General features: G+C 59.8%; 22 protein-coding genes and 1 pseudogene. 16 read left to right on the top strand and 7 right to left on the bottom strand.

Going from position 1 to position 25,306, the window contains the following annotated elements:
* Positions 1–170 precede the first annotated feature (170 nt).
* Positions 171–1,516: pseudogene (locus JFU58_RS16410) on the bottom strand (spinster family MFS transporter).
* A 281-nt stretch (positions 1,517–1,797) separates the two neighbouring features.
* On the opposite strand from JFU58_RS16410, the gene JFU58_RS16405 reads away from it, so the two are divergent.
* A complete protein-coding gene (locus tag JFU58_RS16405; protein ID WP_063032811.1) occupies positions 1,798–4,059 on the top strand; it encodes a putative bifunctional diguanylate cyclase/phosphodiesterase in 2,262 nt (753 codons plus the stop codon).
* Between the two features lie 206 nt (positions 4,060–4,265).
* A complete protein-coding gene (locus JFU58_RS16400; RefSeq protein WP_063032813.1) occupies positions 4,266–6,443 on the top strand; it encodes a hypothetical protein in 2,178 nt (725 codons plus the stop codon).
* Positions 6,444–7,455: 1,012 nt separating this feature from the next.
* Here the strand turns inward: JFU58_RS16400 and JFU58_RS16395 are convergent.
* A complete protein-coding gene (locus tag JFU58_RS16395) occupies positions 7,456–7,758 on the bottom strand; it encodes a DUF2288 domain-containing protein (RefSeq protein ID WP_017479356.1) in 303 nt (100 codons plus the stop codon).
* A gap of 341 nt (positions 7,759–8,099) precedes the next feature.
* Here JFU58_RS16395 and JFU58_RS16390 point away from each other — a divergent pair, with 341 nt between their 5' ends.
* The 10 genes from JFU58_RS16390 (at position 8,100) to JFU58_RS16345 (ending at position 15,818) form a co-directional block, all read left to right on the top strand.
* The gene (locus JFU58_RS16390) at positions 8,100–9,227 is read left to right on the top strand and encodes a branched-chain amino acid ABC transporter substrate-binding protein (RefSeq protein WP_003211654.1); all 1,128 of its coding nucleotides are present in this window, start codon (positions 8,100–8,102) and stop codon (positions 9,225–9,227) included.
* A gap of 45 nt (positions 9,228–9,272) precedes the next feature.
* Positions 9,273–9,455: a hypothetical protein gene (locus tag JFU58_RS16385; RefSeq protein WP_003211657.1), complete on the top strand. Its 183-nt coding sequence runs from the start codon at positions 9,273–9,275 to the stop codon at positions 9,453–9,455.
* Positions 9,455–10,378 (top strand): high-affinity branched-chain amino acid ABC transporter permease LivH, encoded by a 924-nt coding sequence (gene livH, locus JFU58_RS16380; protein WP_017137212.1) that lies wholly within the window; start codon positions 9,455–9,457, stop codon positions 10,376–10,378. The genes JFU58_RS16385 and livH overlap by 1 nt, the downstream gene beginning before the upstream one ends.
* Complete coding sequence (locus JFU58_RS16375) at positions 10,375–11,628, top strand: high-affinity branched-chain amino acid ABC transporter permease LivM (protein WP_003211661.1); 1,254 nt, start codon at positions 10,375–10,377, stop codon at positions 11,626–11,628. Before livH ends, JFU58_RS16375 begins: the two co-directional genes overlap by 4 nt.
* Positions 11,625–12,392: a high-affinity branched-chain amino acid ABC transporter ATP-binding protein LivG gene (livG, locus tag JFU58_RS16370; protein ID WP_063032815.1), complete on the top strand. Its 768-nt coding sequence runs from the start codon at positions 11,625–11,627 to the stop codon at positions 12,390–12,392. Before JFU58_RS16375 ends, livG begins: the two co-directional genes overlap by 4 nt.
* 1 nt (position 12,393) lies before the next feature.
* On the top strand, positions 12,394–13,095 hold the full coding sequence (locus JFU58_RS16365; RefSeq protein WP_003211664.1) for an ABC transporter ATP-binding protein: 702 nt from the start codon (positions 12,394–12,396) through the stop codon (positions 13,093–13,095).
* Positions 13,096–13,355: 260 nt separating this feature from the next.
* The gene (locus JFU58_RS16360) at positions 13,356–13,661 is read left to right on the top strand and encodes a BufA1 family periplasmic bufferin-type metallophore (protein WP_201141158.1); all 306 of its coding nucleotides are present in this window, start codon (positions 13,356–13,358) and stop codon (positions 13,659–13,661) included.
* Between the two features lie 26 nt (positions 13,662–13,687).
* Positions 13,688–14,563: an MNIO family bufferin maturase gene (gene bufB, locus JFU58_RS16355; RefSeq protein ID WP_201141156.1), complete on the top strand. Its 876-nt coding sequence runs from the start codon at positions 13,688–13,690 to the stop codon at positions 14,561–14,563.
* Positions 14,560–15,336 (top strand): HvfC/BufC N-terminal domain-containing protein, encoded by a 777-nt coding sequence (locus tag JFU58_RS16350; protein WP_093200999.1) that lies wholly within the window; start codon positions 14,560–14,562, stop codon positions 15,334–15,336. The genes bufB and JFU58_RS16350 overlap by 4 nt, the downstream gene beginning before the upstream one ends.
* Positions 15,333–15,818, top strand: coding sequence for a DoxX family protein (locus JFU58_RS16345; protein WP_017479365.1), 486 nt, complete (start codon positions 15,333–15,335; stop codon positions 15,816–15,818). The genes JFU58_RS16350 and JFU58_RS16345 overlap by 4 nt, the downstream gene beginning before the upstream one ends.
* Here JFU58_RS16345 and JFU58_RS16340 read toward each other — a convergent pair.
* A complete protein-coding gene (locus JFU58_RS16340) occupies positions 15,815–16,723 on the bottom strand; it encodes a LysR family transcriptional regulator (protein WP_177071817.1) in 909 nt (302 codons plus the stop codon). The two genes, JFU58_RS16345 and JFU58_RS16340, sit on opposite strands and share 4 nt — an antisense overlap.
* 104 nt (positions 16,724–16,827) lie before the next feature.
* On the opposite strand from JFU58_RS16340, the gene JFU58_RS16335 reads away from it, so the two are divergent.
* The 3 genes from JFU58_RS16335 (at position 16,828) to JFU58_RS16325 (ending at position 19,894) form a co-directional block, all read left to right on the top strand.
* Positions 16,828–17,427: a short chain dehydrogenase gene (locus JFU58_RS16335; protein ID WP_017479367.1), complete on the top strand. Its 600-nt coding sequence runs from the start codon at positions 16,828–16,830 to the stop codon at positions 17,425–17,427.
* A gap of 74 nt (positions 17,428–17,501) precedes the next feature.
* Positions 17,502–18,173 carry a COG3650 family protein gene (locus JFU58_RS16330; protein WP_177027532.1) on the top strand — a complete coding sequence of 224 codons (672 nt, stop codon included), beginning with the start codon at positions 17,502–17,504 and terminating at the stop codon, positions 18,171–18,173.
* Between the two features lie 107 nt (positions 18,174–18,280).
* Positions 18,281–19,894 carry an NAD(P)/FAD-dependent oxidoreductase gene (locus JFU58_RS16325; RefSeq protein WP_063032829.1) on the top strand — a complete coding sequence of 538 codons (1,614 nt, stop codon included), beginning with the start codon at positions 18,281–18,283 and terminating at the stop codon, positions 19,892–19,894.
* A 144-nt stretch (positions 19,895–20,038) separates the two neighbouring features.
* On the opposite strand, the gene JFU58_RS16320 is transcribed toward JFU58_RS16325, so the two are convergent.
* On the bottom strand, positions 20,039–21,136 hold the full coding sequence (locus JFU58_RS16320; RefSeq protein WP_201141246.1) for a PLP-dependent cysteine synthase family protein: 1,098 nt from the start codon (positions 21,134–21,136) through the stop codon (positions 20,039–20,041).
* Between the two features lie 213 nt (positions 21,137–21,349).
* On the opposite strand from JFU58_RS16320, the gene nhaA reads away from it, so the two are divergent.
* Positions 21,350–22,537 (top strand): Na+/H+ antiporter NhaA, encoded by a 1,188-nt coding sequence (gene nhaA, locus JFU58_RS16315; protein ID WP_017479371.1) that lies wholly within the window; start codon positions 21,350–21,352, stop codon positions 22,535–22,537.
* Between the two features lie 81 nt (positions 22,538–22,618).
* Here nhaA and JFU58_RS16310 read toward each other — a convergent pair whose 3' ends face one another.
* The 3 genes from JFU58_RS16310 to JFU58_RS16300 all read right to left on the bottom strand — a co-directional run bounded on the left by JFU58_RS16310 (position 22,619) and on the right by JFU58_RS16300 (position 25,211).
* On the bottom strand, positions 22,619–23,083 hold the full coding sequence (locus tag JFU58_RS16310) for a glycine zipper 2TM domain-containing protein (protein WP_010176704.1): 465 nt from the start codon (positions 23,081–23,083) through the stop codon (positions 22,619–22,621).
* Between the two features lie 280 nt (positions 23,084–23,363).
* Positions 23,364–24,011 (bottom strand): pyridoxamine 5'-phosphate oxidase, encoded by a 648-nt coding sequence (gene pdxH / locus JFU58_RS16305; protein WP_201141154.1) that lies wholly within the window; start codon positions 24,009–24,011, stop codon positions 23,364–23,366.
* A gap of 27 nt (positions 24,012–24,038) precedes the next feature.
* Positions 24,039–25,211, bottom strand: a complete 1,173-nt coding sequence (locus JFU58_RS16300) for an OmpA family protein (protein WP_201141152.1) — start codon at positions 25,209–25,211, stop codon at positions 24,039–24,041.
* Between the last annotated feature and the right edge of the window lie 95 nt (positions 25,212–25,306).

Raw genomic sequence — 25,306 nt, 5'->3', positions numbered from 1 at the left:
CTGCCAAACAAAAAGGCCCGCGTAATGCGGGCCTTTTTTATTCACTTGAGACATCGTTGTTATTGATGGCCTCTTCGCGAGCAAGCCCGCTCCCACATTAGACCGCATTCTCAAGATGGAACTCGGTCAACTGTGGGAGCGGGCTTGCTCGCGAAGGCGTCACCTCGGTCTCAGGCAGTAACCGCCGTAGCCGGCACCTCCACCACCCCCAACCCATCCTTCATCCGCTTGGCATCGCGCACAAAACTGCGGGACGCCTGGAACAGAAACAGCATGGTCAGAAACAGCGCCACCGGAATCAGGTACATGGCATCGTGCAAGCCTATGGCTTTATAAGCCTCGGTCATCTGCTCCGCCCCCGCCGCATACATCGCCGAATGGGCAAAATGATCCGACAGCCCGCCCACCACAATCGGCCCCATGCCACCCCCAGCAAATACAAGCCGGCGAAGAACAACGCCATCGCCGTGGCCCGCAGGCGCGGCTCGACCACGTCCTGGATCGCCGTGTACACGCAGGTGTAGAAGTTATAGGCAAACAGCCAGCCCACACTGAACAACGCCACAAACACACCAATCTCGATCCGCCCGGCGTGCAACGCCCAAGCAGTGGTGACGGTAGAGATGATCAAGCTGCACGCCGCGAACAACAACCGGCCATTCGCGATGCGTTGATGGATCTTGTCGGCAATCCAGCCGCCCAGGGTCAGGCCCACCAGGCCGGTAATCCCGACGATAACACCGGTGGCGACTGCCGCGTCCTGCAACGGCAGCAGGAAATAGCGCTGCAGCATCGGTACCAGGAACGAGTTACAGGCGTAGGTGGCGAAGTTGAAGCACAAGCCTGCCAGCACCAGCCATAGAAATGTCGGCACCGCCAGCACCCGGCGAATCGGCCGGTCGACTTTCTCCTGGGAGACTTGCACGGTTTCTGCGGCGCCGCGCTTGGGCTCCTTGATGTAGAACATGAACACCGCAAGAATCAGCCCCGGCACCGCGGCAATAAAGAACGGCGCACGCCAGCTGTCGAACGCCTTGACCATCGCACCAATGGTAAAGAACGCCAGCAACAGGCCCAAGGGCAGGCCCAGCATGAAGATCCCCATGGCCCGCGCCCGGCGGTGAGCCGGAAACAGGTCACCGATCAGCGAGTTCGCCGCCGGCGCATAACTGGCCTCGCCGATGCCGATGCCCATGCGCACCAGCAAAAACGTCCAGAAACTGCCCACCAGACCGTTGACCGCCGTCAGGCCACTCCACGCCGCCAGGCCCCAGCCCATGAGTTTGCTGCGCGAGCCGGTATCGGCCATGCGCCCGAGGGGCAAGCCGGCAATCGCATAAACAATGGTGAACGCAGTGCCGATGATGCCGAGCTGGAAATCGCTGAGGTGCCACTCCATGCGGATCGGTTCGATGATAATCGCGGGGATGGTGCGGTCGAAAAAGTTGAACAGGTTGGCCAGGAACAACAGGAACAGAATGCGCCAGGCATTCGCCGCTTGGGTCGAGTTCTGCATGGGTCCGTCTCTTTTATTGTTATGTGAGCCGCGATGCCAGACGCATCCTGAGCCCGGAACCTGCAATCTAGTCAGCCCCGTGGGGATTGTCTGTAATGATTCGTAAGTCTGATGTCACTCCATCGGGCGACCCGGGCTGTCATCCCTAATCATTTAGTTCTAGTTATTTATAAACTCATCGCCAAATGATTAGAAGCAATCTGCCATCAGCCCTTGTAACCCGCTCACGCTCTCTATACTGAAAGACGCAGTCAGACTAAAACTCTGTGACGGGACATGCTATGGAATGGCTTGGTTTGCATTTTTTTACCGACCTTCCGGACAGCGGGCACTTATTACTCAATTGCAGTCATAACCCCTTTCTGGTGCTTCTGGCTTACGTGGTGGCCTGTGCAGCGGGCTTCGGCACCCTGGACATGGCCGAGCGGGTCGGCCATGTCGACAACCCCAAGGCTCAACGGCACTGGCGCTGGGTAGGTGCGGGCTGCCTGGCAGGCGGAATCTGGTCGACCCACTTCATCAGCATGCTGGCCTTCCAGGCGCCTATCGCAATTCACTACGAATTGATCATGACGTTCGCCTCGCTGCTGATCGCCCTGATCGCGTCGCTGTTCGCCATGCAAACCCTCAGTCATCCCAGGCTGCGCCTGCACCAATATGTGCTGGCATCGGTGTGGATGGGGCTGGGCATTGCGTTGATGCACTACGTGGGCATGTCGGCCATGCGCTCCGAGGCGGGCGTGTATTTCGAGACAGGGCTGTTCCTGGCCTCGGTATTGATCGCCATCGGCGCCAGCCTCGCGGCGTTGCTGCTGTCGTTGTACTTGCGCAACGGCACCGGCATGTTTCATCAATTACTTAAGTACGCCGCCAGCCTGGTGCTCGGCGCCGGCATTATCAGCATGCACTTCACCGGCATGGCGGCCATGCAACTGCTGGTGCCCGAGGACCTTGTTCCGTCGGCGCTGCCCGTGGACAACAACCCCATCCAACTGGGCCTGCTGGTAGCGGTCATCGCCTTGCTGGTGATCGGCAGCAGCATAAGCGCTGCGCTGGCAGACAAGAAGCTGCAACACAAGGAAACCGACCTGCGCCGGGTCAATGCACTGCTCACCGAACTCGACCAGGCCCGCGCCTCGCTGCAACAGGTGGCGCACTACGACGCCTTGACCAGCCTGCTCAACCGCCGCGGCTTCAACCAGATCTTCGCCGAGAAGCTCGCAGAAAAAACCGCCACCGACGGCATGCTGGCGGTGATCTTCCTGGATATCGACCACTTCAAGCGCATCAACGACAGCCTCGGCCATGACGCCGGCGACGAATTGCTCACGGTGCTGGCCGGCCATATCAAAAGCTCGGTACGCAGCCACGACGACGTGGTCGCGCGGTTTGGCGGTGACGAGTTCTGCATCCTGATCAGCATTCACCATCGCGATGAAGCGCGGCACATGGCCCAACGCATCATGCAGAAAATGAAAGACCCCATCGAGTTGGCTGGCCGGCGCATGGTGATGACCACCAGCATCGGCATCAGCCTGTTCCCCGAAGACGGCAAAACCAGCGAGGAGCTACTCAAAACCGCCGACCTGGCGTTGTATCAGTCCAAGGATACCGGGCGTAACAACCTGAACTTCTTCAGCTCCAACCTGAAAACCCGGGCTTTCCTGGAACTGCAACTGGAGGAAGAACTGCGCGCCGCGCTGCGGGGCAAAAACGAGCTGGTGCTGTTTTATCAACCGATTCTTGACCTGAAAAAAGGCCGGATCACACGCCTCGAAGCCCTGGTGCGCTGGCAACATCCCCAACACGGCTTGCTGACCCCTGACCGGTTCATTGGCATTGCTGAAAACAATGGCCTGATTGCCGAACTGGATCACTGGGTTCTGCGCCAGGCCTGCCACGACCTGAGCCTGCTGTCGGAGCAGGGTCATACGGAATTGATCATGGCGGTCAATTGTTCGGCCTTGAACCTGACTCGTGACGAACTGGCCGATGAAATCGAAAACGCCCTGCGCTTCGGCGGGATCGCCGCCAATCGCCTGGAACTGGAAGTGACCGAAAACGCCCTGATGGGCAATATCAGCAGCACCCTGGCACTGCTGCGGCAAATCCGCGCATTGGGCGTGTCGCTGTCCATCGACGACTTCGGCACCGGCTATTCGTCCCTCGCCTACCTCAAGCGCCTGCCGCTGAATACCTTGAAAATCGACCGCTCGTTTATCCAGGACATTCCCAAATCCGCCACCGACATCGATATCGTCCAGGCCATTATCGGCATGGCCCACACCCTGCATCTGCAAGTCGTGACCGAAGGCGTAGAGACCCTGCAACAATTGGAAGTGGTACAAAAACACGGCTGTGATTTCGTTCAGGGTTACTTGCTCAGCGCTGCGGTACCGATGAGTGACATCAGCGCAGTGATCAAAGGCCTCGACCAGCACAACATGTTCAGCCTGCTGGGCCTTACAGGCAGTGAACCCGCCCCCAAAGACCCGCCTTCGGGCCGTACGGGCCCCGCCTCCATCGTCAGGCCAATTCGCTGACGCCGAAAATTTGGCAAATCGCCATCACTTCACTAAAGAATCCCGACGAACGGCCGATTCATCAGAGTCCGGCCAGGATTTCCCCTTAAAACCCTAGGGTTAAACCCTCCCGCCCAGGACCAGGACGCACTGTAAAGTCGCGATCTCTCATTCCGTGATGGCCACTTGATACCTCTTCAGCCATCCGTCCAGGCACATGGCGCACAATGACTTCTAAAAATAACTCTGCCACCGCGGTATCCGACGTGTTGCTGACAGCCCCTGCGGAAAAACCCTCAGGCTCAAAGTCATTGAGCACCGCCCGCCCACTGGCCACCCAGCAGTACCTGTACTTCACCGAGACCAACACCGACCGCATCCTCGACAACCTCGACGGCCTGCGCGACATGGTGTTCCCGCGCGCACCGCACCTGGAAGTCGACAGCGAACTGCGCAACGAGCAGGAATTCCCCTCGGTGTGCCTGATCGGCCTGGGCCGCTGCGGCTCGAACATTGCCCTGGATGTGGCAGAGCTGGTGTACAACGCCCGCAAGTTCTACCTCAACGAATTCAGCAACGAAGACAAAACCACCGACAAGGGCTACCGCCCCGCCCAGTGGATTCGCAACAACCTGCGCCTGGGGTCGAACAAAGGCACCAAGCCGGTGTTCCTGGTCGAGCCGCTGGTGATGCTGGGCGACCTGGACAAGGACATCGCCGGGCGCATCCGTTTCTCGCGCAAAGGAGAGAAAAGCGGTTTCCTGCGGGACTACAGCAAGATGAAAATCATGGACCTCTCGGAAGTCCATGCCGGTGGCGCCGGTAACGCGCCGATCCTTGGCCAGTACCTGGCCAAAATCATCCTCAACAAAGACACCCAGCGCTTTTCCAGCCCCGACTGGAAGATGATCCACTCGTACCTGATCGACTCCTGCGGCATCAAGGCCAACCAGTCCCGCCTGTACTTCTCGATCTTCAGCGCCGGCGGCGGTACCGGCTCGGGCATGGCCTCGGAATTCGGCCTGGCCCAGCAGCACTCGTACATGAACAAGACGTTCGACACCAAGCCCGCCGACGAACATGACAGCAAAAGCGGCCACGCCTTTGTGTTCGAGCCGATCTTCACCAGCGGCATTTGTGTGCTGCCGAACATCTCCGATCACCGCAGTGAAATGTCCGAGGCGCTGCACATCAACGCCGGGCGGCTGCTGTGCAAATACCTCTCGGAAGAATGGGATTTCTCGTACAACTTCGACAATGAGGACAGCAGCGAGGCCAGCGTGAAAGGCCGCATCCGGCCGTGGAACGCGATGATGCTGATCTCCAACGACATCATGCGGTATGCCGAAGAAAGCGATGACGGCAACATCCAGAACATTGATGTCAATGCCATGGAGAAGCACGCCAACCAGTACATCTCACAACAGATCTTCAACATTCTGACGGCCCAAGCGGTTACCACCGACTACGACCAGAACTACTTCCGTCGGGCCGGGATCGACATCGGCGAGACCATCCGCCTGGATGCCAACGACCTGTTTATGAGCCTGGCCGGCCCGGTGGCGATTGCGTATGCCGAATCGGTGGTGCCGGAAACGCCCGCGCCTTCGAGTGACAAGTTCAAGGTGTTCGAAAAAGAACCACAGCGGCTGAATATCGATGACTTGTTTTTCCGCTCCATTGACCTGCCGCATTTCAACAAGGTGACCCAGGCGATCGAGGGCATCAGCCTGTTGCCGATTGAGTCCAAGCGCTACAAAGCCTCCTTGGAGCAGTACAAGAATTCCGGGTATGACGCGGCGGCGTTGCATGACCTGCACTTCTTCAAAAACTGCTCGTCGGTGGTGTCGATTGTGTCGTTGCCCAAGGATTACAAGCTGTCCTATATGGACCTGAATCGGCTCAAGACGCACCTCAACAGTCTGTTTCCCAACACGACGCTCAAGCGGTATGCGCTGGTGATCGGGGCGTCGGCCAACTTGTCGCTCACGACCTTGATCGCTAAGAGTCCGTGTTTGTCGGATGATTTTTTGACGTTGATCGTGGCGTTTATCAAGCGCTGCTTTGCGAGGAATCCGTATCGGTTTGATGACACGCTGGATAACTCGATTCTGGATTTCATCATCCATGAGGATTTTGATGAAGACCGGATTGATGAGCTGCTCAATGAGTTTGAGAACCCGGCGAAGATCCTGGACACCAACTGGTATGCCATCAAGCCGATGTATGAGAAGAAATATCGTGAGTTGATCAACGACAAGGACAAGTTTGTGTCGATCAACGATATTCGGCTGTCGCGGGATTGTGTGAAGAAGGCGATCAAGTATCTGCGTGAGATTTATCGTCACCGGATTGGGAAGACCAAGGTTATTTCGCTGAATAACCATACTGGGAAGACGGCGTAGGTTTTGTTGTTGCTGGGGTGGGGTGTATATCCGTTATTTGGGTTGGGGCTGATATTGGTTCCGCTCTTACAGCGGCTCACTTTTGAAGAGCGCAAAAGTAAGCAAAACGCTCTTGCCCCACCACTCGGCACCTCGCTAATGCTCGGTGTGCCCTCACTCCGGCTTTGGACCGTGGGCCGCCGCGATGGGCCATCCTTGGCCCAGCGCGGCTAACCCGGCGTCCTGCCGGGTTACCCACGCTCCAAAGCCTGCGTTCGGCCAGCGTGGTTTAACGGGGCGCCTAAGATCAAGATCAACAGCAAGAGCACAGCGGCCTCCCGGCCGGCTTGAGTGTTTTAGAGCAACAGCACAATCAAAAGCTAAAGCGGGCACGGTCCAAATGTGGGAGCTGGCTTGCCTGCGATAGCATCAACTGGGTGTACCTGATACACCGAGGTGTCTGCATCGCAGGCAAGCCAGCTCCCACAGAAAAGCAGATCTGCATTCGCTCTGGCTTTTGATCTGGCTTTTAACACTCAAGCCGGCCGGGAGGCCGCTGTGCTCTTGCTTTTGATTTTGATCTGCAGGCCCCGTTAACCACGATGGCCGCAAGTAGGCACGGTGGGGCGGGTAAACCGGCAGGACGCCGGTTTAGCCGCGCCGGGCCATGGATGGCCCGTCGCGGCGGCCCGCGGAATCGGGCCGGAGTGCGGGCATGCCGAGCCTAGGCGAGGCACCGAGTGGTGGGGCAAAGACCTTTTGGTTACTTTTGGGGCGTTTGCCAAAAGTGACCCGCTGTAAGAGCGGAACCATAAGCAGCCGTTACCGCAGAAATGGATATGTACCCCCTTCCCACTCACACAAAGAAACAATTCCCCCAGCATTCCGCCGCTACCAAAACTGTTCCCATGACGCGCACGTAACCCCCGCCTGTGACCTTTCTCTACGGCAACATGCCATCACCGCGAATGCAGTTACCCGCCTACACACTTAAACCCAGAAAAATCACGCACCATTTTCGCGCAGTCATTTCCTACGCCGCCCTTTCCTGGATCAGAATCCACGGCGAAACCACCACCGCCCACAAACTCGGGTCCCGCTCAACCAGGTCCAACGCCCGCGTCGCAGACACCTCGCCAAGACTCCCCGCAGCCAGCCAGGCAGCGACTTTCTCACGGTTGTCCTCAGCCATGCCCTCGGCGGCCTCGATCAAATCCAGCCCGGCATCGACCCACAATAGGGCACCCTTGGCAAAGAACGGCTCAAGCTCCTTCCAGGAAATTTCCGCGGTTTCACCAAGCAGCTTGGCATAGAGGGTGCTAGGTTCTTGCGTCATGGGAGTTCACCTGAAGAAAAAATCGGCGCAATCATACCGTCGAGCTCCAGGCAGAAAAACCCAGTTGCAAATGAGGCACCGAACGAAAGTGTCAGGAAAGCCAAGGATTGCCCGGAACTCTGGCATCACCCCCGCCGCAATTCTGTCTTTTTCTTTCATTTAAGCGACATACCCGGGTTTTGCCCCCAGCAGCCAGCTTTTCAAGCGATCAACCGGCGCTCTACACTGTACCGGTACAGTTGCCAGGCCGCTGCCGGGGGATATCCGAGATATCTGATCCGGTTCTGCAGCTCACAAGGCCGCTAGAACTATAAAAAATACAACAGTAAGAGTGGAGCACTATGAATAAGGCTACTAAGCAGATTTCCAAACTGTTTGCCGCTATGGTCCTGGCCGGGGTTGCCAGCCATTCGTTCGCAGCTGACACCATCAAGATCGGTATTGCCGGCCCTAAAACCGGCCCTGTGACCCAGTACGGCGACATGCAGTTCATGGGTGCCAAGCAGGCCATCGCCGACATCAACGCCAAGGGCGGCGTAGATGGCAAAATGCTCGAAGCCAAAGAATACGACGACGCTTGCGATCCAAAACAAGCCGTGGCCGTAGCCAACAAAGTGGTCAACGACGGCGTCAAGTTCGTGGTTGGTCACCTTTGCTCCAGCTCCACTCAGCCAGCATCCGACATCTACGAAGACGAAGGCGTGATCATGATCACCCCGGCTGCCACCAGCCCGGAAATCACGTCCCGTGGCTACAAGCTGGTCTTCCGTACCATCGGCCTGGACAGCGCCCAAGGCCCAGCCGCCGGTAACTACATCGCCGACCACGTGAAGCCGAAAGTCGTAGCCGTTATCCACGACAAGCAGCAGTACGGTGAAGGCATCGCCACCGCCGTCAAGCAGACCCTCGAGAAGAAAGGCGTGAAAGTTGCCCTCTTCGAAGGCATCAACGCTGGCGACAAAGACTTCGGTTCGCTGATTCAGAAGCTCAAGCAAGCCAACGTCGACTTCGTCTACTACGGCGGCTACCACCCGGAGCTGGGCCTGATCCTGCGCCAAGCCAAGGAAAAAGGCGTGAATGCCAAGTTCATGGGCCCTGAAGGCGTCGGCAACGACTCCATCTCGCAAATCGCCCAGGGCGCTTCCGAAGGCCTGCTGGTCACCCTGCCGAAGTCTTTCGACACCGATCCTGCCAACAAGGCAATCGTTGAAGAGTTCACCAAGAACAAGCAGGACCCAACCGGTCCGTTCGTGTTCCCGGCCTACTCGGCTGTTGAAGTAATCGCCGGCGGTATCGCTGCCGCGAAGAGCGAAGACACCGCCAAAGTGGCTGCTGCCATCCACGCCGGTACCTTCAAGACCCCGACCGGCGACCTGAGCTTCGACGCCAAGGGCGACCTGAAAGACTTCAAGTTCGTGGTCTACGAATGGCACTTCGGCAAACCAAAAACCGAAGTTTCCCCTCAGTAAGCCAGGCGTTACTGGTCAACAAGCCCACTGTGCAAGCAGTGGGCTTTGTTTTACGAGGTTTATGGGCCTGTCACCCGCGATCCGGGCGCTGGCTCACCTGAAAATCTTAAAACCGTCACCAGCGGTTCGCTGGCAAACGCTTTGTGCAACCTGATCACAGAACAGGGCACCGAGCCGGAAATTGACTCCACCAGTGAAATGCGTATCGGGTTTTTAGGAGCGCTGTAATGCCTGAGATCTATCATTTTTTCCAAACGCTGGTTAACGGCATGACCGTTGGCAGCACCTATGCCTTGATAGCCATTGGCTACACAATGGTTTACGGCATCATTGGAATGATTAACTTCGCCCATGGCGAGGTGTACATGATTGGTTCCTACGTGGCCTTCATCGCCCTTGCCGGGCTGGCCATGCTGGGTATCCACTCCCTGCCGCTGTTGATGACCGCTGCGTTCCTGGCGTCCATCGTCGTAACCAGTGCCTATGGCTACAGTATCGAACGCGTTGCGTACCGCCCCTTGCGTGGCAGCAACCGCTTGATCCCGCTGATCTCTGCGATCGGCATGTCGATTTTCCTGCAGAACACCGTATTGCTGTCCCAGGATTCCAAGGACAAATCCATTCCCAACCTGATCCCGGGGAGCTTCTCCTTCGGCCCAGGTGGCGCACAAGAAGTGCTGATTTCCTACATGCAGGTCCTGGTCTTCGTCGTCACCCTGGTGGCAATGCTCGGCCTGACCCTGTTCATCTCTCGCTCCCGTCTCGGGCGTGCCTGCCGGGCCTGCGCCGAAGACATCAAGATGGCCAACCTGTTGGGCATCAACACCAACAACATCATCGCCCTGACCTTCGTCATCGGTGCCGCACTGGCGGCCATCGCCGCTGTATTGCTGAGCATGCAGTATGGCGTGATCAACCCCAACGCCGGTTTCCTGGTGGGTCTCAAGGCCTTCACCGCAGCGGTATTGGGCGGCATCGGCAGCATTCCGGGTGCGATGCTCGGCGGGCTGGTGCTGGGGGTGGCTGAAGCCTTTGGCGCCGATGTGTTCGGCGACCAGTACAAGGACGTGGTGGCATTCGGTCTATTGGTTCTGGTGCTGTTGTTCCGGCCGACCGGCATTCTGGGCCGTCCGGAGGTTGAGAAAGTATGAGCAGATATCTTAAATCGGCGTTTTTCAGCGCCTTGCTGGTGTGGGCCGTGGCCTTTCCGGTACTCGGCCTCAAGCTGAGCATTGTCGGGATCAACCTCGAAGTGCATGGCACCGGTCCCGTGACATTGACGATCATTGCCCTGTGCTCGGTGTTGATGTTCCTGCGCGTGCTGTTTACCCAGCAGGTCGGTGCACTCCTCAAGTCCAACCGTGGCCCGTTGGTTTCGCCCAAGGTCAGTCAGTTCCTGACCCTGCCGCGCACCCAGCGCTACATCATCATCGGCCTGATCGTGGCCGCGTTGATCTGGCCGTTCTTCGGTTCCCGGGGTGCGGTGGATATCGCGACGCTGATCCTGATCTACGTGTTGCTGGGCCTGGGCCTGAACATCGTGGTGGGTCTCGCCGGCCTGCTCGACCTGGGCTATGTGGGCTTCTACGCAGTGGGTGCCTACACCTACGCGTTGCTCTCGCACTACCTGGGCTGGGGCTTCTGGATCTGCCTGCCACTGGCCGGCATGGCGGCGGCCACATTTGGCTTCCTGCTGGGCTTCCCGGTACTGCGCTTGCGCGGTGACTATCTGGCGATCGTGACCCTGGGCTTCGGTGAAATCATCCGTCTGTTCCTGCGTAACCTCACCGATATCACCGGCGGGCCCAATGGCATCAGCAGCATTCCCAAGCCAACGTTCTTCGGGCTGACGTTCGACCGCACCGCGGCCGAAGGCATGCAGACTTTCCACGAGTACTTCGGGATCGACTACAACCCGGTCAGCAAAGTGGTGTTCCTGTACCTGGTGGCCCTGCTGCTGGCACTGGCGGCGCTGTTCGTGATCAACCGCCTGCTGCGCATGCCGATCGGCCGCGCGTGGGAAGCGCTGCGCGAAGATGAAATCGCCTGCCGTGCACTAGGCATGAACCCGACCGTCATCAAGCTTTCGGCATTCACCCTCGGGGCAACCTTCGCCGGTTTCGCTGGCAGCTTCTTCGCCGCTCGCCAGGGCCTGGTGACACCGGAATCGTTCACCTTCATCGAGTCGGCGATCATCCTCGCCATCGTGGTACTGGGTGGCATGGGCTCGCAGCTGGGCGTGATCCTCGCGGCGATCGTGATGATCCTGCTGCCGGAAATGATGCGTGAATTCAGCGAATACCGCATGTTGATGTTCGGCGCCATGATGGTGCTGATGATGATCTGGCGTCCTCAAGGCCTGCTGCCCATGCAACGTCCACACATGGAGCTGCGCAAATGAGCCGCGAGATCCTGAAAGTCGAAAATTTGAGCATGCGCTTCGGCGGTTTGCTCGCGGTCAACGGCGTGGCCCTGACCGTACAAGAGAAGCAGGTTGTGGCTCTTATCGGCCCCAACGGCGCCGGCAAGACCACGGTGTTCAACTGCCTGACCGGGTTCTACAAGCCGGCTGGCGGCACCATCCTGCTGGATGGCCAGCCGATTCAGGGCCTGGCCGGTCACGAGATTGCCCGCAAGGGCGTGGTGCGAACCTTCCAGAACGTGCGGCTGTTCAAGGACATGACAGCGGTCGAGAACCTCTTGATCGCCCAGCACCGTCACCTGAACACCAACTTCTTTGCCGGCCTGTTCAAGACTCCGTCGTTCCGCAAGAGCGAGCGCGAGGCCATGGAATATGCAGCGTACTGGCTGGACAAGGTCAACCTCACCGAGTTTGCCAACCGTCCTGCCGGTACCCTGGCCTACGGTCAGCAACGTCGCCTGGAAATCGCCCGCTGCATGATGACCCGTCCGCGGATCCTCATGCTCGACGAACCGGCCGCCGGCCTGAACCCCAAGGAAACCGAAGACCTCAAGGCGCTGATCAGCGTGCTGCGTGAAGAAAACAACGCCACCGTGCTGCTGATTGAACACGACATGAAACTGGTCATGAGCATCTCCGACCATATCGTGGTGATCAACCAGGGCACGCCACTGGCCGACGGTACGCCGGAGCAGATCCGTGACAACCCGGCCGTGATCAAAGCCTATTTGGGGGAAGCGTAAAATGCTGCAATTCGAAAACGTTTCCACTTTCTACGGCAAGATCCAGGCGCTCCACAGCGTCAACGTCGAAGTGCGCCAGGGCGAAATCGTCACCCTGATCGGGGCCAACGGTGCCGGTAAATCCACGCTGCTGATGACCTTGTGCGGTTCGCCCCAGGCCCACAGCGGCAGCATCCGCTACATGGGTGAGGAACTGGTGGGCCAGGCTTCCTCGGAGATCATGCGCAAGAGCATTGCCGTGGTTCCGGAAGGCCGCCGGGTATTTGCCCGCCTGACCGTGGAAGAGAACCTTGCCATGGGCGGGTTCTTTACCGACAAGGGCGATTACCAGGAGCAGATGGACAAGGTGCTGCACCTGTTCCCGCGGCTCAAGGAACGCTTCAGCCAGCGCGGCGGCACCATGTCCGGCGGCGAACAGCAAATGCTCGCCATCGGCCGCGCGCTGATGAGCAAGCCCAAGCTGTTGTTGCTGGACGAACCGTCCCTGGGGTTGGCGCCGATCATCATCCAGCAGATCTTCGACATCATCGAACAGCTGCGCAAGGACGGTGTGACGGTGTTCCTGGTGGAGCAGAACGCCAACCAGGCACTGAAGATTGCCGACCGTGCCTATGTGCTGGAAAACGGCCGCGTGGTGATGCAGGGCAGCGGCGAACAACTGCTGACCGATCCGAAAGTGCGTGAGGCTTATCTAGGCGGTTGATGCCCGGCTGGCTAATGTATGAGCGGGCTTTTGTGGGAGCGGGCTTGCTCGCGAAGGCGGTGGATCAGCCAACTTATTGGATGACTGACCCACTGCCTTCGCGAGCAAGCCCGCTCCCACATTTGTTTTGTGTAAACCACAGACTTTGGCGAAACCTGAAATTATTTTCCCCAGGTTTGTAACGAATCCCTTCCCCCTATCTCTAGTGGTGTAAGCAGGCAACTACGCTTGCCAACCCAACCCACTGCTGGAGATACACCATGACTACCAAAACCCGCTCGCTGTCCGCTGCCACCCTCGTCCTGGCCCTGGGTTCGGCCCTGAGCCTGTCCGCCCTGACCTCCACCGCCCACGCTGCTGACGACATGCAGAAATGCTTCGGTGTAGCCGAAGCCGGCAAGAACGATTGCGCTGCAGGCGCCGGCACTTCCTGCGCGGGCACCTCGAAGGTCAAGGATCAGGCCAACGCCTGGAAACTGGTCCCGGCCGGTACCTGCCTGAAAACCCCAAGCACCACCTCCCCAACCGGCTTCGGCCAGGAAGCTACCTTCACCGCCAAGTCCTGAAACCCTGCACAGCCTGAGTACTGACGATGACGATCTCATTCACCCACTCCATCTCCCAGGCTCAGGCGCCCGGCCTCCCCCGTCGGGCCGGGCTGGGGCTCAAGAACGAGCACTTCAGTGAAGTGCTCGATACTTCCCCCGACATCGGTTTTTTTGAAGTCCACGCCGAAAACTACATGGTGGCCGGCGGGCCTTTCCATCACTACCTGGGCTTGATCCGCGAACAGTACCCGCTGTCGCTGCACGGCGTAGGCCTGTCCATTGGCGGCGAAGGTCCGCTGAACGACGAGCACCTGGCGCGCTTGGCCACGCTGATCGAACGCTATAAACCCCACTCCTTTTCCGAACACCTGGCCTGGTCCAGCCACGGCCCGGTGTTTCTCAATGATCTGCTGCCGCTGGCGTATGACGATGAAACCCTGAAGCGGGTGTGCGAACACATCGACCAGGTACAAACCCGCCTGCAGCGGCCCATGCTGCTGGAGAACCCGTCGACCTATCTGCAATTCCAGTGCTCCACCCTGGAAGAGACCGACTTCATCAGCGAAGCGATTCGCCGCACCGGCTGTGGGCTGCTGCTGGACGTGAATAATGTGTATGTGTCGTGCATCAACCATCAGCAAGACCCGCTGAAGTACATCGAGGCCTTGCCGTTGCACGCCGTGGGCGAGATTCATCTGGCAGGGTTTGCCGAAGACACCGACAGCCTCGGCGACCGTTTGCTGATTGACGATCACGGCGCCCCCATCGACAACGCGGTATGGCAGCTCTACCAGCACGTGCTCAGCCGCACCGGGCCGGTCGCCACGCTGATCGAACGCGACAACCAGGTGCCGGCGTTCAGCGTGCTGCATGCTGAAGCGCGCCAAGCCGACCGGTTTCTGCTGGAGGCGCGCGCATGAGCCGCCAGGACGTGTTTACCCGCGCCTTGCTGTCCCCCGAGGAAAGCTGCCCCGAAGGTTTGTTCAGCCGTAACGGCGCCGATCCGGCCAGTCGTTTTGCGGTGTACCGCAACAATGTCCACAGCTCACTGATCAACGCCCTGGCCGCCGGCTACCCGGTCACTCTGCAACTGGTGGGCGATGAGTTTTTTCGGGCGATGGCCGGTGTGTATGTCCAGGATTTCCCACCGACCAGTCCACTGATCAATGAGTACGGCGGCGACCTGGCTGACTTTATCCAGGGCTTCGCCCCCGCCGCCAGCGTGCCATATCTAGCCGACGTGGCGCGCCTGGAGCGATTGCGGGTCAGGGCCTACCACGCGGCGGACGCACTGCAACTGGATCAGCAGGAAATCATCGCCGCCCTGCAACAACAGTCGGACTTGGGCGAACTGCGCCTGCAACTGCATCCGTCCCTGGCCACCCTGAACTCGGCCTACGCCGTGGTGGCGTTATGGGCTGCGCACCAGACAGGCGAATCCCTCGCCACCCTCGACCCCTTCCATGCCCAAAGCGCGCTGGTGCTGCGCAACGGCCTGCACGTGCAGGTATTTCACATCGACAGCGGCGCAGCCGCGTTTATCAACAGCCTGAACAACGGTTGGCCGCTGGAGATGGCCGTGGCCTACGCCCTCGATGCAGCCGCCGAATTTGATCTGCATCAATGCCTGGCCCTGCTGATCGGCCATGGCGCCATCACCCACTTGCACACAGAACCCAAGGTATCGCCATGAACACCACCGCTCCCGGGCTGATCCAACGGATCATCCAGCTCTTCGAGAAAATCCCCTACAGCCTGATCGCCTTCGTCGCACGCTTCTCTATCGCCGCGGTGTTCTGGAAATCCGGACAGACCAAGGTCGAAGGCCTCGCCGTGGACCTGATCGGCGGTACGTTCCAACTGGGCTGGCCGCACTTGGCGCCGTCCACCCTGCCGCTGTTTCGCAGCGAATATCATGTGCCGCTGTTGTCAGCGGAAGTGGCGGCGCATATGGCCGCGTTCGCCGAGCATTTTTTCCCGGTGCTGATCCTGGTGGGGTTTGCCACGCGGTTCTCGGCGCTGGCGCTGCTGGGCATGACCCTGACCATCCAGCTGTTCGTCTACCCGGACGCGTACCCTACCCACGGCACCTGGATCGCACTGTTGTTGCTGTTGATGGCCAAGGGGCCGGGCTGCTTCTCCATCGATCACCTGATTGCCCGGCGCTACCGCTAGAGGCGATCCAGGGCCTCGCCGCTGCGCTTGAACCAGCCCACCAGATAATCTGCGAGTACCTGAGTGCGGCGCGGCAGGCCCCCCTGATACGGATGGACCAAGTACATCGGCATGCTGCGGGTCTGATAATCCCGCAGGAGCCAGCGCAAGCGCCCCTCAGCCAATTCCGTGTGCAACACATAAGAGGGCAGACGCGCGATGCCCGCCCCCACCAGCGCCGCCTTCTTCAACAAGTTGTAATGGTTGGAGGCAAAGGTCCCGGATACGCGAACCCGCAGCAGCTCATGCTGTTGGTGATACAGCCACTCTTCGCGGCCGCTGTAGTGGCTGTTCAGCAAGCAGTTGTGGCCCACCAGTTCCGCCGGTGTCAGCGGCTCGCCATGCTGTTCCAGATAGGCCGGGCTGGCGCAGGTCATCTCGTGCCAGGCCAGCAGCGGCTTGGCCACCAGTCGCTCGTCGTTGGCGACTTCCGAGCGTACCGCCAGGTCAAAGCCGTCCCGCGCCAGGTCTCGATACTGGTTGTTGAGCTCCAGTTCGATCTGCACCTGCGGGTACTCCCGGGAAAACTCCAGCAGCAAACCATCGAAGAAGGTTTCGCCCAAGGAAACCGGAACCGTCATACGCACCGGGCCGACCAGGTCGTCCTTGAGCCTGGCCAGTGCCTGACGTGCCCGTTCCACCTGGACCACCAACGCCTGGGCCTGCGGCAACAGTGCCGCCCCCGCTGCCGTCAGGCTCAAACGACGCGTGGTTCGATGCAACAACACCACCGAAAACTGCGCTTCCAGCTGGCTGATGCGCTTGGACAGTTGCCCCTTGCTGCAGCCCAACTGCTGAGCCGCCAGGGTAAAGCTGCCGGCTTCGATCAACACCGCAAACGCCGCCAAGTCATCCATTTCGCTCATGGATTGTTTCCATTTGAAAACCAAAGGTTGCCTATTAGTGCACTTATCCGCGCAAAAAATCACTCTAGACTGAAACCTCACCTACACATCTGGAGGAAGGCACGATGAAAATCCTGTTGATTGGCGCAAGCGGCACCGTGGGTTCGGCGGTCAAGGCAGAACTGTCCCAACGGCATGAAGTGATCAGCATCGGTCGCAAGAGTGGCGAGTTCCAGGTCGACATCAGCGACAGCGCCTCGATCCGCAAACTGTTCGAACAAACCGGCAAGTTCGACGCACTGATCTGCGCCGCCGGCAGCGTCAACTTCGTGCCTCTGGGGGACATGAGCGCCAGCGATTTTGACCTGGGCCTGCAAGACAAGCTGATGGGCCAGGTGAACCTGCTGCTGATTGGCCGCGAGTTCGCCAATGACGGCGCATCGTTCACCTTCACCAGCGGCATTCTCAACCGCGATCCGATTCGCACCGGTGCTTCGGCGGCCCTGGTCAACGGCGCGCTGGATGCATTCGTGAAAGCTGCGGCGATCGAACTGCCCCGCGGCCTGCGCATCAACTCGGTCAGCCCGACCGTGCTGCTGGAAGCCATGGGCAGCTACGCGCCGTACTTCCGTGGCTACAAACCGGCTCCAGGTGCAGACGTGGCGCTGGCCTACGCGAAAAGCGTGGAAGGTTTGCAGACCGGGCAGACGTTTATCGTCGGTTGATTCAACCTGTGTCCCGGGCTTGTGATGCATCGCCAGCCTGCGTAACGTGGCGGCACTTATCAGGAGACCCGATAATGCGTGCCGCCCGTACCCTAGCTCTGTTTGCCCTGTTGCCCCTGTTCGCCGCCTGCCAGATGTTCGAGAACGAGCCGGCCAAGCCCTCTCTCGCCGGGCTGACCCGCATGCAGGGCGAACTGACGGCGCAGGGTGACAAACTGCTGTTCCAGCCCTGCAACGACAAACGCAACTACGTGGTCAACGACACCGGAGGCACCAGCATCCTGCAGGAGGCCGCCTCCCTGGCCGGCCAGCAAGGCGCACTGTTTGCCGACCTGCGTGGCAAGTTCTCCGGCGTCGCCAGCGGCACCCAGGGCACGGTGGACCTGCAACAGGTGTACCGCGTCGAACGCTCGACCTCGGCCTGCGATGATCCGGATTTCAAGCGCATGATCCTGCGGGCCAACGGCCACAAGCCGGCCTGGGCGATGAACGTTACCGCCAAGGGCATGGTGCTGGAGCGTGAAGGCCAGCCGCCATTGGCCGTGCCGTATGTGGAAGAACAATCGGGCGACGGACGGTTCAACCTGATGACCGAAGCCAATAACCAGCACATCGAACTCTGGGTGGCCCCGCAACGCTGTGTCGACAGCGTCAGCGGCAGCCTGCAGCACATGTCCGCCGAGCTTCGGGTCAACGGCCAGGTGCAGCGCGGTTGCGCGTCGTTCGGCGGCTCGCGGGACGACTGATTGTCCGCTGCGCTGTTTTAACATGACGGGAAACCGCTGTTGGGGCTTATAATCGCCGGTTTGCAAAACAGCCGGCCTCTTTGCCCGCCGCCTACCGGATTCCTGTCATGTTACGAATCACCGAACTCAAGCTGCCCATCGACCATCCCGAAGAAGACCTGCGGCCTGCCATTGTGCAGCGCCTGGGCATCGCCAGTGATGACCTGCTCGATTTCACCCTGTTCAAACGCAGCTACGACGCCCGCAAGAAATCGTCGGAGCTGTGCTTCATCTACACCATCGACCTGGAAGTCAAAGGCGAGGCGGCCCTGCTGCTCAAGTTCGCCGACGACCGCAACGTCAACCCGGCACCGGACATCAGCTACAAGGTCGTGGGCCATGCGCCGGAAGGCCTGACCGAGCGGCCGATCGTCGTCGGTTTTGGCCCGTGCGGTATCTTCGCCGGACTGTTGCTGGCGCAGATGGGCTTCAAGCCGATCATCCTCGAACGCGGCCGCGAAGTGCGCCAGCGCACCAAGGACACCTGGGGCCTGTGGCGCAAAAACGTGCTGAACCCCGAATCCAACGTGCAGTTTGGTGAAGGCGGCGCCGGGACCTTCTCCGACGGCAAGCTCTACAGCCAGATCAAGGACCCGAAATTCCACGGCCGCAAGGTGCTGCACGAGTTCGTCAAGGCCGGCGCGCCGGACGAAATCCTCTACGTCAGCAAGCCGCACATCGGTACCTTCCGCCTTACCGGCGTGGTGGAGAACATGCGCCAGCAGATCATCGCCCTGGGCGGTGAAGTGCGCTTTGAGCAGCGGGTGACCGACGTGCTGATCGAAGACGGTCAGTTGAATGGCGTGGTGGTGGATGGCGGCGAACAGATCCTGTCGAAACACGTGATCCTCGCCCTCGGCCACAGCGCCCGTGACACCTTCCGCATGCTGCATGGCCGTGGCGTGTACATGGAAGCCAAGCCGTTCTCGGTGGGTTTCCGGATCGAACACCCGCAGTCACTGATCGACGCCGCGCGCCTGGGCAAGTACGCCGGGCACCCGAAACTCGGCGCTGCTGATTACAAACTGGTGCACCATGCCAAGAACGGCCGTTCGGTGTACAGCTTCTGCATGTGCCCGGGCGGCACCGTGGTCGCGGCGACATCAGAGCCGAATCGCGTAGTGACCAACGGCATGAGCCAATACTCGCGCAACGAACGCAACGCCAACTCCGGGATCGTGGTGGGCATCACCCCGGAAGTGGATTACCCGGGCGGCCCGCTGGCCGGGATCGAGTTGCAGGAGCGCCTGGAATCCCACGCGTTCATCCTCGGCGGCAGCAACTACGAAGCACCGGCGCAACTGGTGGGTGATTTCATTGCGGGCAAGCCGTCCACCGCCATCGGCACCGTGGAACCGTCCTATAAGCCCGGCGTGGCCTGGGGTGACCTGGCCCTGGCGCTGCCGGACTTTGCCATCGAAGCCATCCGCGAAGCACTGCCGGCGTTCGAGAAGCAGATCAAGGGTTACTCGCTGCACGACGCGGTGCTGACCGGGATCGAGACCCGCACTTCATCGCCGCTGCGGATTACCCGTAACGAATCGATGCAGAGCCTGAACGTGAAAGGCCTGTTCCCCGCGGGCGAAGGTGCCGGTTATGCCGGTGGTATTTTGTCGGCGGGTGTCGACGGGATTCGGATTGCCGAGGCGTTGGCGCGGGATATGTTGGGCCTGGAGGCTTAACACCTCTTCCGCAAACGACGCGGATCAAATGTGGAGCCGGGCTTGCCCGCGATGGCGGTGTGTCATTCAACAGTGATGTTGCCTGATGTATCGCCATCGCGGGCAAGCCCGGCTCCCACATTGTCTTGTGTGGTATGGAAGATTTTAGATATTGGCGCGCAGGATGCTTTCCGGCAACGGTTGCCCCCGCTCAACACTCGCCGCAACGGCCGCAATCAACCCCTCCAACTCGTACCCCTGCCCTGCCAGCCAGGCCTGATCGTAGTAGGTCGTGGCATAGCGCTCCCCACCGTCGCACAAGATCGCCACGATCGAGCCCGACTCTCCCGCCGCTTTCATCTGCTGCGCCGCGATCAACGCGCCGATCAGGTTGGTGCCGCTGGACCCACCCACTCGCCGCCCCAAGCGCTGCGCCAGGTAATGCATGGCCGCCAGGGACAGCGCGTCCGGCACCTTGACCATCGCATCAATCACCTTGGGCAAGAACGACGCCTCAACCCGAGGCCGGCCAATACCTTCAATGCGTGAACCACACTCCAAACGCAGGCTCGCATCGCCGCTCAGGTAGTAATCAAAAAACACCGAACGCTCCGCGTCCGCGCACAACACCCGGGTGCAGTGCTGGCGATAACGCACATAACGCCCCAACGTCGCCGTTGTGCCACCCGTGCCTGGGCTGGAAATCAGCCAACTCGGCTCCGGGTAACGCTCAAAGCGCAGTTGCTGGAAGATCGATTCGGCAATGTTGTTGTTCGCCCGCCAGTCGGTGGCGCGTTCGGCGTAGGTGAACTGGTCCATGAAGTGACCGCCGCTTTCCTGCGCCAGTCGCTCGGACTCGGCGTAGATCTGCGTCGGATCCTGTACCAGATGGCTCTTGCCACCATAGAACGCGATCTGCGCAATCTTTTCCTGGGAGGTGGTAGCCGGCATTACCGCAATAAACGGCAAGCCCAGCAGCCGGGCGAAGTACGCTTCGGAAATCGCCGTGGAGCCGCTGGACGCCTCGATCACCGGTGCGCCGGGCTTGAGCCAGCCGTTACACAACGCATAGAGGAACAACGAGCGCGCCAACCGATGTTTCAGGCTGCCGGTGGGATGGCTGGACTCATCCTTGAAATACAACTCGATACCCGGCAAACCCGGCAACGGCAAGGGGATCAGGTGGGTGTCGGCACTGCGCTGGAAGTCCGCTTCAATAATACGAATGGCTTCGCGGGCCCATTGGCGGTTGTCGCTCATGATCGGTTTCTCTAAGGATTTCAGACTAGATCTTAGGATGTTTCCTACACTCCACACAGATACAGTCATGACTCAATTGGACACACAATTTCCGGGGTTTGGCGCGCAAGTGTTGAGACCGATCCCTTATAACAAATAAGAATATAACTTTTGTTTTAACAACTAACCGTACGGGTTAGGGTACCCACCTATTGAACTTTGATTGGAGAGCATCCCTTGCCTCTGCGTAGCACTTTCACCCGTTTCTTCCAGCTGGAAGCCGCCAGCGGTCTGCTCCTGATCGCTGCCGCCGCCCTGGCATTAATCATCAACAACTCACCGCTGTCGCACCTTTACGCGAGTTTTCTCGACGTCCCGGTGGTCGCACAAATCGGCGCGCTGAAAATCGCCAAGCCGGCGCTGCTGTGGATCAACGACGGCCTGATGGCCCTGTTCTTCCTGCTGATCGGCCTTGAAGTAAAACGCGAGTTGCTCGACGGCCAACTCTCCAAACCTTCGCAAGTGGTGCTGCCCGGCGCAGCAGCCATCGGCGGCATGGTTGTGCCGGCGTTGATCTACTGGGCGCTGAACAAGGACAACCCGGCAGCCCTCGGCGGCTGGGCGATTCCCATGGCCACCGACATTGCCTTCGCCCTCGGCGTATTGGCCTTGCTGGGCAAGCGCGTGCCGGTGTCGCTGAAGTTGTTCCTGATGACCCTGGCCATCATCGACGACCTTGGCGCAATCATCGTCATCGCCATCTTCTACTCCACCGACCTGTCCGGGGCCTCATTGGCCGGCGCAGCAGCGTGCCTGATCGCCTTGATTGCGATGAACCGGCTCGGTGTCGTCAAGCTGGGCCCCTACATGATTGTCGGGCTGATCCTGTGGGTCTGCGTGCTCAAGAGTGGCGTGCACGCGACCCTGGCGGGCGTGACATTGGCGTTCTGTATCCCGCTGCGCACCAAAAACGCCGAACCTTCACCACTGCTGACCCTGGAACATGCATTGCACCCCTGGGTGGCCTACGCGATCCTGCCGCTGTTTGCCTTTGCCAACGCAGGGGTTTCACTGACCGGCGTCAACCTGGAAAGCTTCACCCACCACGTGCCAATGGGCATCGCCGCCGGCCTGCTGCTGGGCAAGACCGTTGGCGTGCTGGGTTTCACCTGGGTCATGGTAAAAACCGGCCTCGCCGCACTGCCCGCCGGCGCCAACTGGGGCCAGGTCCTGGGCGTGGCGATCCTGTGCGGCATCGGCTTCACCATGAGCCTGTTTGTCGGTTCTCTGGCGTTTGTGCCGGGCAGCAGTGAATACGCAGGGATGGACCGGATGGGCATCCTGACCGGATCGATATTGGCGGCGCTGATCGGGTATGCAGTGACGGCGATGGCCAGTCGCAAGCAGGCGCTCGTTCAATCCTGACCATCACGAACAATCGTTCGCCCAACAAAAAACCCCAACCGGTCACCCGGTTGGGGTTTTTCTTTTCCTGCAGCCTTACCCTTAACGAGTAACGCGGCTGGTGCCGTTCACGGTCATGATGCGAACGCGGTCGCCGATGCGGAAGACTTCGTTCGGGTCAACGGCCTGGACGTAGGCGCGCATGCTGCCGTCGTCTTCACGAACAGTGACTTCGACGCCTTGAGTACGGGTCAGGCCTTCTTCAGCGGCCGAACCGAGCAAGCCACCGGCAACGGCACCGATAACGCCTGTGACGATACTGCCACGGCCACCGCCGATAGCGCTGCCGCCAACGCCGCCAACCACTGCGCCAGCAACGCCGCCGATTGGGGTCTTGGTGCCTTCGATTTTCACCGGACGCAGGGATTCAATGGTGCCCATGCGAACAGTCTGTACACGACGAGCTTCGTCACGGGAGTACGAGTCGCCGGTCAGACTCGAGGCGCAGCCACCCAGCAGCAGCGACAGGGTGGTAAAGCAGGCAACTAGTAAAACGGACTTACGCATAGCATCAACTCCAAAGGACAGGTATCCATTAAACCGCTGTGGCTTGCTGCCTGTCACGGCATGCCCGGCAGAAAATTGTTTTCATTCAGCCTTAGTACAGAGAGCCTGTACCGAAAAACTCGACGAACGGTAGCAACCCCACCTCCCTCAGGATCTTCATGGACGCTTTCACATTGTAGCCAACGGCTGCATGACGCGGCGCAACGCTACCCATCCGAAGCCTCTGACTAGAGACTTCGGCGTGCAGCGCTGCATTCAGGCGAGGTGACGAAAGGTGGGCTCAGGGCGCCAGCCGCTCACGGGTCCAGTCGGCACCCTGCAAGCGGTAGTTCAAGCGATCGTGCAAACGACTCGCGCGGCCTTGCCAGAACTCGATGCGCTGCGGCAGCAGGCGATAACCACCCCAGTGTTCGGGGCAGTCTGGCTGGGTATCACTGAAGCGTTGTTCGGTGGCCTTGAGCAGGTCCTGCAACTCTTCGCGATCTCTGATTACCCGGCTTTGCGGTGAAGCCCAGGCACCCAGGCGGCTGCCCAGGGGCCGGACCTGGAAGTAAGCGTCCGACTCCTCGGGCGTGACCTTGACCACCCGACCTTCGATGCGCACCTGGCGTTCGAGGGTCGGCCAGAAGAAGGTCATGGCAGCAAACGGCCGCGCCGCGAGCTGTTCACCCTTGGCACTCTGATAATTGGTGAAGAAGGTAAAGCCCTGGCTGTCCAGGCCCTTTAGCAGCAGGATCCGACAATGTGGGCGCCCTTCCTGGTCGACCGTTGCCAGAGTCATGGCATTGGCCTCAACCGGTGGCTGCTCGGTTTTCACCGCGTCCGCAAACCACTGGTGGAACAAGGCCAACGGTTCGTCCGGGGCCTGGGCCTCGCTCAAACCGTCCCGTGTGTAGTCACGGCGCATATCGGCCAGTGCCTGGGTCATGCGGCTTTATCCTTCTCGCTCAAATAATCAGTTTTTTGCCTGGTCGTTGGTAGCGGCTGGAGCGGCTGCCTTGGCTGGTGCTGGCTTTTTAGCAGCTGGCTTGGCCGGGGCCTTTTTGGCCGCTGGCTTGGCAGCTGCTTTCTTGGCGACGGTTTTTTTCGCCGGAGCGGCAGCTTTTTTGACCGGAGCAGCGGCTGGAGCAGGAACGTCCTGCACAGCAACCATTTCAGCCTTCGGCGGGTTGGCCGAGTTGTACTTGCTCAGCAAGGCCAGCATGGTGGTGCGCTGGGTGAACAGGATCTCCATGCGACGGTTCAAGGCACGGCCCTGAGTGCTGTCGTTGGCGGCACGCGGCATCAGGTCGCCCATGCCACGCAGCATCAGGCGGTCCTGCTTCAGGCCGCTGAGGCTGAAGATCGAAGCGATGGACTGCGCGCGCTCTTTGGTCAGGGCCTGGCTTACCGGCTCGGCACCCGAGGTATCGACGTGGCCCAGGACCAGTACGGCGGTCTTCGGATCGCCTTCAACAGCCTTGGCAACACGGGTGAATGGACCCAGGGTCACCGGCAGCAACATCGCCGGGCGTTTCGGGTTGTAGGAGCCGTCAACCGGGGCAATCACGACCAATACGTTGTCGCGACGTTCCAGTTGCAGGTTGCTGTCTTTGATCGCGAGGCGCAGGCGCGGCTCGTAGTCGTCCAGCCAGGCCTGGGTGATTTTTGGATCAGGCATTGGAATATTGGCAACGTCGACCTTGGCCAATGGCTTTGGCTTGCTTTCGAACGGCCACCACCATTTGGTGTCGGTATCTGTCTTGGCAACGGCAGGTGCGGCAGCCGGTGCAGCGGCGGGGGCGCCGGATGCAGGCGTTGCAGCCTTGAGGTCAGCTTTCAGGTCGGCCTTGGCGTCGTCGGCTTTCGACGAGAACGGCCACCAGCTGGAGCCGGTTTCTGCCTTGGCAACCGGTGCCGGCGCCTGGGCAGGTGCTGCAGCGGCGGGAGCTACCGGCGCAGGCGCCTTGGCAGCGACGGCCGGCTTGGCATCCGGTTTGGTGTCGGCTTGGCTCACTGCATCCTTGGTAGCAGCCTTATCAGAACCAAATGACCACCAATGCCCACCTTCGGCATCATTTTGTGGGGTTTGTGCACAGCCAGTAATAGTGAGGCATAGCGCCAGTGCCAAGGACTTGTTCGATAACATGAGATATCCACAAAATGAGAAAAAACCAAGGGCCTGAATGACCCGTTAAACAGACGCTTTTGGAACATTAAAGTTACAACATTTTGCCTAGCGTC

It is taken from the genome of Pseudomonas sp. TH34, assembly GCF_016650865.1.
Classification (GTDB): domain Bacteria; phylum Pseudomonadota; class Gammaproteobacteria; order Pseudomonadales; family Pseudomonadaceae; genus Aquipseudomonas; species Aquipseudomonas yamanorum.
This window is presented reverse-complemented; position numbering and strand designations above follow the sequence as displayed.